The sequence below is a fragment of the Faecalibacterium sp. I4-1-79 genome, from assembly GCF_023347235.1.
In the GTDB taxonomy this organism is placed as follows: Bacteria; Bacillota; Clostridia; order Oscillospirales; family Ruminococcaceae; genus Faecalibacterium; species Faecalibacterium tardum.
In genome coordinates this window covers 889035-901460 of record NZ_CP094467.1, presented here as the reverse complement: position 1 = coordinate 901460, position 12426 = coordinate 889035, and the positions used below count along the sequence as shown (strand labels likewise).

Annotated in this window: 12 protein-coding genes and 1 riboswitch; of the genes, 2 read left to right on the top strand and 10 right to left on the bottom strand. The window is 59.3% G+C overall.

What is annotated here, in order from left to right:
* Window positions 1-53: 53 nt before the first annotated feature.
* The 5 genes from MTP36_RS04340 to MTP36_RS04320 all read right to left on the bottom strand — a co-directional run bounded on the left by MTP36_RS04340 (window position 54) and on the right by MTP36_RS04320 (window position 6074).
* Window positions 54-458 (bottom strand): AbrB/MazE/SpoVT family DNA-binding domain-containing protein, encoded by a 405-nt coding sequence (locus MTP36_RS04340; RefSeq protein ID WP_015536742.1) that lies wholly within the window; start codon window positions 456-458, stop codon window positions 54-56.
* Between the two features lie 577 nt (window positions 459-1035).
* On the bottom strand, window positions 1036-1950 hold the full coding sequence (locus MTP36_RS04335; RefSeq protein WP_249253773.1) for a CinA family protein: 915 nt from the start codon (window positions 1948-1950) through the stop codon (window positions 1036-1038).
* 33 nt (window positions 1951-1983) lie between these two features.
* Window positions 1984-3303 (bottom strand): competence/damage-inducible protein A, encoded by a 1320-nt coding sequence (locus MTP36_RS04330; protein WP_249254394.1) that lies wholly within the window; start codon window positions 3301-3303, stop codon window positions 1984-1986.
* 7 nt (window positions 3304-3310) lie between these two features.
* On the bottom strand, window positions 3311-4510 hold the full coding sequence (gene thiI, locus MTP36_RS04325; protein ID WP_015536741.1) for a tRNA uracil 4-sulfurtransferase ThiI: 1200 nt from the start codon (window positions 4508-4510) through the stop codon (window positions 3311-3313).
* Window positions 4511-4922: 412 nt separating this feature from the next.
* Window positions 4923-6074, bottom strand: coding sequence for a cysteine desulfurase family protein (locus MTP36_RS04320; RefSeq protein ID WP_112090475.1), 1152 nt, complete (start codon window positions 6072-6074; stop codon window positions 4923-4925).
* A gap of 158 nt (window positions 6075-6232) precedes the next feature.
* Window positions 6233-6319, top strand: a riboswitch (ZMP/ZTP riboswitch).
* A 51-nt stretch (window positions 6320-6370) separates the two neighbouring features.
* Here MTP36_RS04320 and MTP36_RS04315 point away from each other — a divergent pair.
* Complete coding sequence (locus tag MTP36_RS04315) at window positions 6371-8032, top strand: formate--tetrahydrofolate ligase (RefSeq protein ID WP_249253771.1); 1662 nt, start codon at window positions 6371-6373, stop codon at window positions 8030-8032.
* A gap of 63 nt (window positions 8033-8095) precedes the next feature.
* On the opposite strand, the gene MTP36_RS04310 is transcribed toward MTP36_RS04315, so the two are convergent.
* A complete protein-coding gene (locus MTP36_RS04310) occupies window positions 8096-8995 on the bottom strand; it encodes a GDSL-type esterase/lipase family protein (protein ID WP_249253769.1) in 900 nt (299 codons plus the stop codon).
* A gap of 221 nt (window positions 8996-9216) precedes the next feature.
* Between MTP36_RS04310 and MTP36_RS04305 the strand changes: the two genes are divergently transcribed.
* Window positions 9217-9504, top strand: a complete 288-nt coding sequence (locus MTP36_RS04305) for a hypothetical protein (RefSeq protein WP_005928286.1) — start codon at window positions 9217-9219, stop codon at window positions 9502-9504.
* A 186-nt stretch (window positions 9505-9690) separates the two neighbouring features.
* Here the strand turns inward: MTP36_RS04305 and MTP36_RS04300 are convergent, their stop codons facing one another.
* The 4 genes from MTP36_RS04300 to MTP36_RS04285 form a co-directional block, all read right to left on the bottom strand.
* Window positions 9691-10266, bottom strand: coding sequence for a CD1247 N-terminal domain-containing protein (locus MTP36_RS04300; protein WP_112090471.1), 576 nt, complete (start codon window positions 10264-10266; stop codon window positions 9691-9693).
* Window positions 10267-10339: 73 nt separating this feature from the next.
* Window positions 10340-10897, bottom strand: coding sequence for an elongation factor P (gene efp / locus MTP36_RS04295; RefSeq protein ID WP_005928281.1), 558 nt, complete (start codon window positions 10895-10897; stop codon window positions 10340-10342).
* 119 nt (window positions 10898-11016) lie between these two features.
* Window positions 11017-11886, bottom strand: coding sequence for a TIM barrel protein (locus MTP36_RS04290; RefSeq protein ID WP_249253767.1), 870 nt, complete (start codon window positions 11884-11886; stop codon window positions 11017-11019).
* Window positions 11883-12386, bottom strand: a complete 504-nt coding sequence (locus tag MTP36_RS04285; RefSeq protein ID WP_097778717.1) for a YqeG family HAD IIIA-type phosphatase — start codon at window positions 12384-12386, stop codon at window positions 11883-11885. The genes MTP36_RS04290 and MTP36_RS04285 overlap by 4 nt, the downstream gene beginning before the upstream one ends.
* Window positions 12387-12426 lie beyond the last annotated feature (40 nt).

The window sequence follows — 12426 nt, the reverse complement described above, 5'->3', positions numbered from 1 at the left end:
CTATACATAAACAGCGGCAGTTTTCCGTATATGGAAAACTGCCGCTATCTGTTTTAGGATGATCCCGTTTCTTTGTGTTTTTTCGCCTTAGCTTCCTCTATGTCCATCTTCAGCTGATGTGTAAGCTGTTTTACATAATCGAGTGAAACTTCATAGCCTTCTGCGATTTTTTCTGCCGGCATCCCATCAAGGATACGGGAGATCACAATGTTCTGAGTGGCTTGTTTTCTCGACTCTGCAATCATTTCCTCAATAGAGGGGCAATGTTTATTATGCATCCAATTCAAGTAATCCAAGCGTTCAGCTTCTATCCGCGATAGAAGCCTGACTGCATAGAAATTGTCATCTACCTCGAAGCGAACTTCCTCTCCGGGTTTGACTTCAAGTTTTTCCAGAACCGCATCTGGGAGTTTTACAGTTCCATCTTCACCGACTACAATATTAAATTTCTTTTCCATCGCACACTCCTAAAATCACGCAAAGTTCCTTGCATCCAGTGCCTTTACTCCCGTAAGAATACCATAAGCCCCTTCCTTTTACAAGACAATGCGCATTTCCATTCGCACTGTTACATAGACCAGAGTTTTCTCGCAGAAAGCTCTGGTCTTTTTCTATTGAAAACATTTGTCCATCACACCAGCTACGGCTGTATGGTCTGGTTCACGAATGCTAAACAAGCAAATATCCGTAGGGAAACGTACACTTTCCAGCTAATGAAAGGTGGGCATTTTACAATGAACCTTCCACTTTTCATTAGCTCTGCTAATTTTCTGCTAATGAAAAGCCTTTTACTCGTTTTATTTCGGGGTTTGTGTTCTTTACTCGGATTGACAGCGCAACAAAAAATCCATTGATAAAACGTTACTTGTTTTACCTACTTTTGCCTAGGATTTATGGCTTCAGCCCCTACTCCTAAGCGGAAGGCCGTGTGTTCGAATCACATCGGGGACGCCAGTGCAAAAACCAAGCCCGGAAGGTCTATGAACCCTCCGGGCTTGGTTTTTTCTATTGAAAGTGAAAACGCCAACGCAGCGCTCACACCAGCCTTGCCCCGGCGTGGGGCAGGCTTTCTGCGCCAAGGCTCTGCAGTTTTTGAGGCAGGGCGGCAAGGTCGCCGCCGGTATAATACCAGCCCGCAGCCAGTGCTGCCAGTGCCAGCAGCAAAAGCACCACCAGTGCCTTGCCCAGCCGGTGATGCTTCGGGTTCAGCGGCGTGGGCGGCGCAGCCGCAAGAACGGCAGGGGTCAGGGCTGCATCCGGCACAGCTCTGCCGTAAGGCTGCCAGTTTGTGCCCCCAGCCTGCGGCAGACCACAGGCGGCACGGCGCAGCAGATCCAGCAGCCACAGGCCGGGGTTCTCCTCCGGCGATACGCACCGCAGCCAGCAACCCTTTTTACCGCCCACCAGCAGCAGGCGGCTTTGGGGCAGTTCCACACAGCCCACCGCCAGCGCGGCGCCGGTCAGCCGCTGCATGGCCTGCACCCGCGCCAGTGTGCGGGCAGGCTCTGCCTGCGGGGCTTTACGCAGCTTCCGGCTGAGCCGGGCGGTAAGCGCGGCGTTGGCGTAGCTCATAGCGCCAAAATCGAACACCTTTTCCGCACCGGGAAGGTTCTCCAGCCGGGTCTCCAGCAGCGCCCCGGCGGCAGCATCGCTGCACACCAAAAGCTTGCGGTGCTGCTCCAGCGCCTGCACTGTGGCAGCGGCAAGGGTCTGCTCCCCTTCCCCATACAGCGCTGGGGCAAGGCTTGTCCGCAACTGCTGTACCGCCCGGTGCAGCTGCTGCGGGGTGCTGCTTTGCAGCGCCACTAGCGTTTCCGCGCCCCGGGTGCGGCAGTGTACGGTGCCCTGCCAAGTGTCCGGCAGGGTTTCCACTGCCTTTTGCACGGTCTGCTCCGGCACACCGAACAGCCGCAGCACACAGCCTGCCGGGCACTTTTCTTCTTTTGTCATGACGCATCCCCCCTGCGGCCGCAGGGGCCGCCCTTACTCTGCCCGCAGGGTCTCGTCCAAGGCGGTCAGGGCGACTGGGTCATGCTGCGCGCTTTCGGGCAGCACCTGCGTACCGGCAGGGGTCTTGCCCTGTGCCAGCCGCAGCGCCAGTTCCAGCGCAGTCTGTGCGGCGCGGGCGCGGATGAGCGCACGGTCCGGGCGGGAGACGAACAGCTTTTTCACATAGACCTTGTCTCCCCGGGCAGCGCCCAGATACACCGTGCCCACAGGCCGGACGGCATCACCGCCGCCGGGGCCTGCCAGACCGGTAACGCTGACCGCGATATCCGCACCGGCGGCCTTTGCCGCGCCCAGCGCCATCTGCGCCGCCACGGGAGCCGACACCACATTATATTGCGCAATGACCGCCGGGTCTACCCCGACAAGCTTCGCCTTGGCCTGCTCCCAGTAGGTCACAAAGCCGTAGCCGAACACCTCGCTTGCGCCGGACACGTTGGTCAGGCGCTGGGCGATCATGCCGCCGGTGCAGCTTTCGGCTGTGGCAATGGTCAGGCCGTTGGCCTGCAGCGTGTGCACCACCGTCTCTTCCAACCCGGCGACATCCTCATCATACACCGCATCGCCCAGCAGATCATAGAACTTTTTGGCGTAGGCGCGGCACATGGTCTGTGCCTCGGTGTCGTTCTGTGCCCGGGCGGTGATGCGGATCTCGCACTCACCGGTCTTGCAGTAGATGGCAGCGGTCGGGTTCGGGTTCTCCAGCAGCGGACGCACCCGGTACTCCAGATTGCTCTCGCCGCCCAGCACCCGCAGCGTCAGGCTGTGCAGGGCGCAGCTCTGCCGCGCCAGCAGCAGCGGGCGCACACTTTCCTCCCACATGGCCTTCATCTCGTGGGGCACGCCGGGCATCAACACGGCACAATGACCGTCCTGCTCGAACCATGCACCCGGCGCGGTGCCGTGGTGGTTGACCACCTTATGCCCGTGCACCGGCACCATGGCCTGCTTGCGGTTGTTGGGGGTGGTCTCGCGCCCGGTGCGGGTAAAGAAGTCCACGATCTTCTGCCACTCGTCGGAGTCAAAGGTAAGGGTGTCGCCAAAGCAGGCGGCCACCGTCTCCTTGGTCAGGTCGTCCGCCGTGGGGCCCAGCCCGCCGGTGAACACCAACAAATCGCACCGTTGCTTTGCTTCGTTGACAAAATCCGCCAGACGGTCATGGTTATCGCCGATGGTGCTCTGCCGCCGGACGGTGATGCCCAGTGCAGCCAGCTCCCGGCTGAGGTACTGGGCATTGGTGTTAAGAATGTTGCCGAGCAGCAGCTCGGTACCCACACTGATGATCTCTGCTGTCATGGACAAATCAACCCTCGAATTCTACCTGATCGGTGATGCGCACCCGGATGCGCTCGGTCTGCTCTGCGGCCTCGGCTTCCAGCGCGGCAAGGCCGGGCATAGCGGCTTCGGCAGCAAGGATCTCCTCCAGCTCGGGGCGGATCTTCGGGTGCGGCGGGGTGAAGATGGTGCAGCAGTCCTCGTAGGGCAGGATGCTGGTCTCAAAGGTATTGATGTGGCGGGAGGTCTCAATGATCTCGGTCTTATCCATACCGATGAGCGGGCGCAGAATGGGCAGATCCTGTGCGGCATCGGTGCACTGCAGCGCCTTGACGGTCTGGCTTGCCACCTGTGCCAGACTTTCGCCGGTGACCAGTGCTTCGCAGCCCTGCTTTTTGGCGATCACGTTTGCAATACGCATCATGCTGCGGCGCATCAGCACCGTGAACAGCACATCCGGGGCGTTGTCCCGAATGTATTCCTGCGGCTTGGTGTAGGGCACCACAAACAGGTTAGCACTGCCGGTATACACGGTGATGAGCTGTGCCAGAGCCTTTACTTTCAGTTTTGCACGCTCAGAAGTATACGGAGGGGACGCAAAATGGATGTGATCCAGTGCCAGACCGCGCTTTGCCATACGATAGGCTGCCACCGGGCTGTCGATGCCGCCGGAGAGCATATTCAGCGCACGGCCGCTGGTACCCACGGGTAGACCGCCCTCACCCGGTATTTTCGGGCCGTGAATATACGCACCGTAATCGCGAATCTCCACGATGACCTTGAACTGCGGGTTATGCACATCCACCTTCAGGTAGTTGTGCTTGCCCAGCAGGTAAGCGCCCAGCTCCCGCATCAGCTCCGGGCTGGTCATGGGGTAGGTCTTATCAGCGCGGCGGGCTTCCACCTTGAAGGTGCGAATGCCGTGCAGCGCGCTGCCCAGATAATCCTCAGCGGTCTGGCAAATGGTATCGAAATCCTTTTCGCACACCACGGCGCGGCTGAGCGCGGCAAGGCCGAACACCTTGCTGACCCGCTCAAAGGCGAGATCCATGTCCACGTCCTCTTCCTCGGGCTCCATATAAAAGGTGGACTGGGTGCAGTACACCTTGAACTTGCCCACCGTCTTAAGGCGGTAGCGCAGGATCTTCATCATGGCTGCTTCGAACTGGTTGCGGTTGAGGCCTTTCAGGGACATTTCGCCCTGATAGCCCATAATAATTTCCTTCATAAATGTTGCATCTCCTGATGTGGGATTTATAATGGCCTCCGCTTTCGCTCTGGCCATATTCAGCGGATGAATTATTTTTATCTGTGAATGGAAAATGACTGCGGTCATTTTCCATTCACCCTTTCACGCATTGGGGTCGCGCAGGTAAGCTGCATCTTCCCATAGAACGGCTGACAGCTTTCTCTTCGGACACGAGTTCGGGTTGCGGCACCCAGCATTCGCATCGTGCCTTGGGCGGCACTTGCGTCTTGCTGGCCGCTGCCCAAACAGCAACTCTCTGTTTCCGCCGCTGGCGGCGGTCGTTGCTGTTGCAAGCCATTCCATCGCCCGCCCTATTGCCCTGCGGGCAACAGGGTCCCACCCCAGCGGACGGTCCTCAGAGAAACTGTCAGCCGTTCTGCGGCTTCAGTTTTTACTTTCTGATCTTCTGCAAGTGCTTCATGCCGTCCTCGAAGCGGTTGAGGAAGGCGTCCACATCCTCCGGGGTGTTGTCGGCGCAGAAGGACACCCGGATGGCGGTGTCGATGGCCAGCGGGTCGCGCCCCATGGCTGCCAGCGTGTGGCTGGGCTGACCGCGCCCGCAGGCACTGGCCGAGGAAACGTAGATCTGCTCCTCGGCCAGAAAAGCCAGCATGGTCTCGCTCTTGATGCACATCTCGCTGAAGTTCAGCACCTCGGGCACAGCGTTCTCCGGGCTGTTGATGACCACCTCCGGGAAGGCCTTCAGCCCCTCCCGCAGCTGTCGGTTCAGCGCACGCATGGCAGTGTCCCGGCTCTTCATGGTCTTTGCCAGACGGGTGGCCGCTGCGGCCAGACCCATGGCGTAGGGCAGATTTTCAGTGCCGGGGCGCATCTGCCGCTCCTGCTCGCCGCCCAGATAGGGCGGCTGGAAAGCCTGCACCAGCCGGTCGGAAAGGTAGAGCGCACCAATGCCCTTAGGGGCATGGATCTTGTGGCCGCTCACCGAGAGTGTATCGATGTTGTCCAGCTTGATGGGTACACGCATCCACGCCTGCACTGCGTCCACATGGACGATGGTGCGGCTGTTGCGGCGCTTTACCTCGGCGGCAAGGCGCTCCACATCGTTGCGGGTGCCGATCTCGTTGTTCACCATCATGCAGGCCACAAGGATGGTGTTTTTGTCCACCCGCTCCAGCATGGCGGCAATGTCCAGCGTGCCGTCTGCCCGGGGGGCTACCACGGTAACATCATAGCCCTGCTTTGCCAGCCGCTCCAGCGGGCGCTGCACACTTGGGTGCTCGAAGCCGGACACCACGATGCCCTTGCCAAAGGTGCGGGTCTGCACCGCGCCCAGCAGCGCCAGATTGTTGCTCTCGCTGCCGCAGGAGGTAAAGTACAGCTCCCGGCTTTTGCAGCCCAGCGTGCGCGCCACGGCGGCGCGGGCGGCGTTCAAAGCCTCTTCACTGCGCGCGCCCGGGCCGTACAGGCTGGAAGGGTTTGCCCAGTGCTCCCGCATGGCCTTGTTTATGACGTCCGCCACCTCGGGCGCTACGATGGTGGTGGCCGCGTTGTCCAGATAATGTAACTGAGGGTTTTGCAGCATATATGGATTTCCTGCTTTCTGTCGTTGTTTTCATAATAACCCAGAATAAGTATAGCACAAACCCTTGGATAACGCAAAAAATTTTCTGTATTTATGGGAGATTTTTGTAACTGTACCTCCTTGACAAACACCCCGGTGGTGTGCTATCTTTACAGCATAGACCGCATCCCTGCTGACGGAACCTTGTGGAGCACCACAGTGCAGGGGTGCTGGGGATGTCAATGCCGACCGTCTGGGCAGCCTTGCGCAATTGCTGCGCAAAGCTGCCCTTTTTTGCTATCAAGGAGGATGTCTGTATGAAGACCGATATCGAGATCGCGCAGGAAGCCAAGATGAAACCGATCACCCAGATCGCAGCTCAGCTGGGTCTGGAGGACGAAAGTGTGATCCCCTATGGCCGCTACAAGGCCAAGATCGACCACCGGCTGATCCACAACGCCAAAAAGCAGGGCAAGCTGATCCTTGTCACCGCCATCAGCCCCACCCCTGCCGGTGAGGGCAAAACTACTACCAGCGTAGGTCTGGCCGATGCCATGAACGCGCTGGGCAAAAAGACCATGCTCTGCCTGCGCGAGCCCAGCCTTGGCCCCGTGTTCGGCGTAAAGGGCGGCGCTGCCGGCGGCGGCTACGCACAGGTGGTGCCCATGGAGGATATCAACCTGCACTTTACCGGTGACCTGCACGCCATTGGCACCGCCAACAACCTGCTGGCTGCCATGATCGACAACAGCATCCAGCAGGGCAACCCGCTGAACATCGACCCCCGCCGCATCACCTGGAAGCGCTGCATGGACATGAACGACCGTCAGCTGCGGTTCATCGTGGACGGTCTGGGCGGCAAGGTGAACGGCACCCCCCGTGAGGACGGCTTTGACATTACGGTCGCCAGCGAGGTCATGGCCATCTTCTGCCTTGCCACCAGCATCTCCGACCTGAAGGATCGGCTGTCCCGCATCGTGTGCGCCTACACCTACGACGGCAAGCCGGTGACTGCCGGTGAGATCGGCGCAGCCGGTGCCATGACCGCCCTGCTGAAGGACGCACTGGACCCGAACCTTGTGCAGACGCTGGAGAATAACCCCGCCATCATCCACGGCGGCCCCTTTGCCAACATTGCCCACGGCTGCAACAGCGTGCTGGCCACCAAGCTCAGCCTTTCGCTGGCAGACTACACCATCACCGAGGCCGGCTTTGGTGCTGATCTGGGCGCGGAGAAGTTCTTGGATATCAAGTGCCGCTATGCCGGTATTGCTCCCTCTGCCTGTGTGCTGGTGGCTACCGTGCGTGCCCTCAAGAGCCACGGCGGCGTAGCCAAGGCCGACCTGAACCAGCCCAACCTCGAGGCCGTCAAGGCCGGTGCTTCCAACCTGATCCGCCACATCGACAACCTGAAGAACGGCTTCGGTCTGCCGGTGGTGGTCGCCATCAATGCCTTCCCCACCGACACCGCCGAGGAGCAGGCCTATGTGGAGCAGGTCTGCGCCGAGCAGGGCGTGCCCTGCGTGCTGAGCGAGGTGTTCGCCAAGGGCGGCGAGGGCGGCAAGGCACTGGCTGAGAAGGTGCTTGAGATCCTGGAGGATCGTCCCATCCAGTACACCTACCCGCTGGAGATGCCCCTGAAGGACAAGATCAACGCCATTGCCACCAAGATCTACCGCGCCGACGGCGTGAATTACAGCGCCGCCGCCAGCAAGACGCTGGCCGAGCTGACCGAGATGGGCTACGGCAACCTGCCCGTGTGCATTGCCAAGACCCAGTACAGCTTCAGCGACAACGCCAAGCTGACCGGTGCACCCACCGGCTTTACCATGGAGGTGCGCGAGGTGCGTCTGGCCGCCGGTGCAGGCTTTGTGGTGGTGATCTGCGGCAACATCATGACCATGCCCGGCCTGCCCAAAAAGCCCGCCGCCGTGAACATCGACGTAGACGCAGACGGCAAGATCACCGGCCTGTTCTGATAAAAAACCCTAATAAAACACAAAAGGCGCTGTCCGCAAGGGCAGCGTCTTTTATGTTCTTTTTCACTCCATGGTGTGGCTGCAAAGGTAGTCTACCCATGCGGCGTAGCCCTCCGGCTTGATGTGGTAGCCGTCCGGCTGGGCGTAGCTTTCGATCAGGTCGCCGTTTTCGTCTGCCAGTACCTCCCACAGGTTGAGGAAATAGCAGTTCTTTTCCAGCGCAATGGCGGCAAGTTCGTTGTTGATGTGGCACAGGCGGTCGCGGTTCAGCCCTGCGTGGTTTGCCTGTGCGCTCACCTCCGGCCGTACCGGCGTGATAGACTGCACATAGATCTTTGCATCCGGCAGTGCCTGACTGATCATATCCAGCATCAGGCGGTAGTAGGTCAGAAAGCTGGTGTAATCGGTGTCCCGCCCCAGCACGTTGCTGCCCAGCAGCACGTAAACGGCCTTGGGCTGCTGGGCGGTCAAAGCGTCCAACGGGATCTCCGTCACGCCGTCCGCCCGCTTGCAGCTGGTACCGTTGACAAAGGCGTTGGGGCCTACCCCCTTATAGGCGCAGAACTGCGCCCCGGGCAGACCGGTATCGTAGATTTGCAGCCCCTGCGTCAGGCTGTCACCCACAAAACTGACCTGTGCAAACCAGCTTTTTTCCACCGGAGCGCTGGCCGGCAGCGCCGCCATGCGGAAGTCCAGCGCGGTCTCGGTGCTGTCCTCCAGCGTCTGCACCCGGAGCTGCCGCGCCAGCGGGTAGTTGACCGTGTTCCATGTATTATCCGTGGTCACCTGCCGCAGAATGGTATTCTGGCTCAGGGCGGTGTCCACGCGCTCCCGGTGCAGCACCTTCCACAGGATGCCGATGGCGCTCAGCAGAGCCACCAGCGCCAGAAGGGCAACGATGATAAACACTCTGCGCCAGCGCCGGTGCAGGATGCGCCGCCGGTATTCCTGATAATCTGCCATTGTCGTTCCCTCACTTCCGGCCCGGAATGCGGGCTGTTCTATTTATAGTATAGCATAACTGCACCCAACAGCAAACCCCATTTGCCAAAAATGTACTGCCGGTTTTGCACGGTGCGGGGCTGTTTTGGTGCAAAACTAACAGAGCGCTGCCGCAAACGCTTGCATCCCATAGGCAGAATGTGTTATACTAAGACGAATCAAACGACAGGGAGGCTTTCACGATGGCATATACACCGAAACTGACTTATAAAGGCAAGCCCCTCGTCCGCAAGGACAACGAGCTGTATTACGGCAGCATGACCGATCCCTATGTGCTGTATCTGCAGATCCTGACCACCACCCCGGTGGGCGAGCAGCAGGTAGCCGACAAGGTACACCTGATGCTGCTTTCTACCGATACCACCAAGGCACCGCAGGAGCGCGTAGCGCGCCAGACCACCAAGCACGGCCTGTACAATGCGCTGGACATTGGCGGCATCTGGCTGCAGAAGGCCAACGAGACCCGCTGAATCAAATTAAAATGAACAATGCCGGACAGTCTGCGGACTGTCCGGCATTGCGTTTTTACAGGGACGATTGGAAATGGCCTTCGCGTGCGCTTTGGCCATATTCATAGGAATTTCTTTTTTAGATTGCAATTTTGGAAAATCTGCGGATTTTCCAAAATTGCCTTTTCACGGGCGATGAAGAAGCGTTTACTCCTCGGTCACCTCAAAGTCCAGCGGCTCACCGCAGTTGGGGCACTTGGGTGCGCCATCCAGCAGCTCGTCCTCCTCAAATACGGCGGTCTTTCCGCAGGCGGGGCAGGTCACTTCGTACTGCACGGGGGCGTCCTTGGCTTCGTCCTCCTCGCCTTCCAGCGCGACCTCAAAAGTCACACCGCAGTGGGCGCAGTTGGCTTCGCCTGCATCCAGATCATCCTCGCTGACGTAGACGGTCTCGCCGCAGGCGGGGCAGGCTACCTCATAGAAGGGCTCGCTGGCGATGTCGTCATCTCCCGCATCCTCATCCTCGTCGGCTGCGTCGTCGTCCTCGTCCTCGGCATCCTCGTCCTCGTACAGGTCGGCTTCCAGATCCTCCAGCTCCTCGCTCAGATCGTTGATCTGGTCGTAGGCGTGGGTCAGATCCTCGTCCATGGCGGCAATGGCGTCGGCCATCTCGCCCAGCAGCGCGGCCATGGCCTTGATGATTTTGCCCTCTTTGGTGCTCTCATCCACGCCCAGACCGTCCACTAAGCCCTGCAGGTAGGCTGCTTTCTTGTTCAGTTCCATCTGAAATGCCCTCCTAACTTATCATAAAAAAACCGGGCAAACGGTTGCCCGCTGCCCGGTATGCGACAAATGATCAGACGCGCTCCATATACTCGCCGGTGCGGGTATCGATGCGGATGTGATCGCCCTCGTTGATGAACAGAGGCACACGGATCTCGGCGCCAGTCTCAACGGTAGCGGGCTTCAGGGTGTTGGTAGCAGTGTTGCCCTTGACACCCGGCTCGGTCTGGGTGACTTCCAGCTCGATGAAGTTGGGGATCTCGACGCTGAACACCTTGCCCTTGTAGCTCAGCAGCTTGCACAGCTCGTTCTCCTTGCAGAACTTGAAGTTATCGGGCACGTCGGCTGCGTTGACGGGGATGTCATCGTAGGTCTCGTTGTCCATGAAGTGGTACAGGTCGCCATCCTCGTAGCTGTAGGTCACGTCCTTACGCTCGATGAAAGCCTGCGGGAACTTTGCGGTGGGGTTGTAGCTGGTCTCGACCACAGAACCGGTGATGACGTTCTTGGTCTTGGTACGGACAAAGGCAGCGCCCTTGCCGGGCTTGACGTGCTGGAACTCAACGACCTGAAGAACCTGGCCGTCCTGCTCAAAGGTCACGCCATTGCGAAACTCGCCTGCAGAAATCATAGGAATTCCTCCATAAATTTAATCTCAGATGCTTAACGCATATCTCTATTTATTTTACCCAATCTGCCCCTGTTTGGCAAGGGGTTTGGGCAAAAAAGACGATAAAAACACAAAATTTTTTACACATTCCGCGCTGCGCGGTACATTTGCTGCATCGTCTGCGCGTCCTCGGCCTGTGTGCCCGCGCTCTCGCAGATGACCACCGGCGCAAGCTTCCGCTCTGCCAGCAGCTCCATCAGGGGCTGGGGCTCCGGGCCAAACTGGGTATCGGCAAAGGTCCAGTGGCGCTTTTCGCCGCCCGCTGAGTACTCGATGCGGGAAAAATGCACATGGAACTGCCGGGCGCGGTCATCGCCCAGCACCTCAGCCATGCGGTCCAGAATGGCGGCATAGTCCGCCTTGGTCTGGATGCCGCCCAGCGTGCGGGCGTTCAGGTGGCCGAAGTCGATACAGGGGGTGATGCGGCTGTCCACACCGCACAGCGTCAGCACCTCGTCCAGCGTGCCTAGCTGCCCCACCTTGCCCATGGTCTCCGGGCACAGGGTCATATCTCCAAAGCCTGCCTCGTCCAGCGCAGACACGGCGCGGCGCATGGTATCCAGCGCCTTTTCCAGCGCAGCCTCCCGGCTCTGTTTGCCGCAGCTGCCGGAGTGGAAGATGATGCGTCTGCCGCCCAGCGCCCGGCACACCGCCGCGCTTTGCAGCAGGTACTGGATGCTGTTCAGCCGCTTGTCCTCTTCCAGACTGGACATACTGATATAATAAGGTGCATGGACGCTGAACAGGATGTCCCGCTGGGCAGCAAGGGCAGCCATGCGGGCAGCCTTATCCAGCCCCAGACGCACCCCACGCCCGCACTGGTACTCAAAGGCGTTCAGCCCCATTTTGGCGGTGTACTCCGGCACATCCAGACTGCTTTTGTAGCCTTGGGCGGCAAAGCTGTCGCTGGTGCCTGCAGTGCCGAACCGGATGTTCCAAGCTTCACTCATAGGGTCTTACCTCCCCGGTCGTAGTACTTCTGCCAGTGTTTCTTTTCCCACTTGCGCTTGAGGATGACCTGCGCACCCAAATCCGGCCCGCGGGGGATGACCATCAGCCCGGGGATGCCATACAGCGCCGCCACCATGCGATCGGCGTAAAGCTGGTCGCCCACCATGGCCATCTGGCGGTGCTTCACGCCCATGCGGTGCTGCGCCACCATCAACGCAAAAGGCAGAGGCTTGGCAGCACGGTACAGGTATGCAAGACCCAGCTTTTCGGCAAAGGGGCGCACCCGCTTTTCCGCACCGTTGGAGACGATGGTCAGCTTTACCCCGGCCTTGCGCATGGTGTCAAGCCACGCGGCCACCTCCTCCGGCAGCTCCTGACTGCGGTCTGCGGTCAGGGTGTTGTCGATATCCAGCACCAGAGCCGTGATGCCCTTGGCGGCAAGCCATTCCGGCGTGATATGGGTAACGTCCTTGAAAACATATTCGGGGGTAATGAGCATAAATAGACCCTCTCAGTCTGCCCTGCGCAAAGCAGCTTTA

Coding starts and splice junctions, on each gene's coding strand:
- MTP36_RS04340 (WP_015536742.1), bottom strand. CDS start 458: ATGGAAAAGAAATTTAATATTGTAGTCGGTGAAGATGGAACTGTAAAA.
- MTP36_RS04335 (WP_249253773.1), bottom strand. CDS start 1,950: ATGACAAAAGAAGAAAAGTGCCCGGCAGGCTGTGTGCTGCGGCTGTTC.
- MTP36_RS04330 (WP_249254394.1), bottom strand. CDS start 3,303: ATGACAGCAGAGATCATCAGTGTGGGTACCGAGCTGCTGCTCGGCAAC.
- thiI (WP_015536741.1), bottom strand. CDS start 4,510: ATGAAGGAAATTATTATGGGCTATCAGGGCGAAATGTCCCTGAAAGGC.
- MTP36_RS04320 (WP_112090475.1), bottom strand. CDS start 6,074: ATGCTGCAAAACCCTCAGTTACATTATCTGGACAACGCGGCCACCACC.
- MTP36_RS04315 (WP_249253771.1), top strand. CDS start 6,371: ATGAAGACCGATATCGAGATCGCGCAGGAAGCCAAGATGAAACCGATC.
- MTP36_RS04310 (WP_249253769.1), bottom strand. CDS start 8,995: ATGGCAGATTATCAGGAATACCGGCGGCGCATCCTGCACCGGCGCTGG.
- MTP36_RS04305 (WP_005928286.1), top strand. CDS start 9,217: ATGGCATATACACCGAAACTGACTTATAAAGGCAAGCCCCTCGTCCGC.
- MTP36_RS04300 (WP_112090471.1), bottom strand. CDS start 10,266: ATGGAACTGAACAAGAAAGCAGCCTACCTGCAGGGCTTAGTGGACGGT.
- efp (WP_005928281.1), bottom strand. CDS start 10,897: ATGATTTCTGCAGGCGAGTTTCGCAATGGCGTGACCTTTGAGCAGGAC.
- MTP36_RS04290 (WP_249253767.1), bottom strand. CDS start 11,886: ATGAGTGAAGCTTGGAACATCCGGTTCGGCACTGCAGGCACCAGCGAC.
- MTP36_RS04285 (WP_097778717.1), bottom strand. CDS start 12,386: ATGCTCATTACCCCCGAATATGTTTTCAAGGACGTTACCCATATCACG.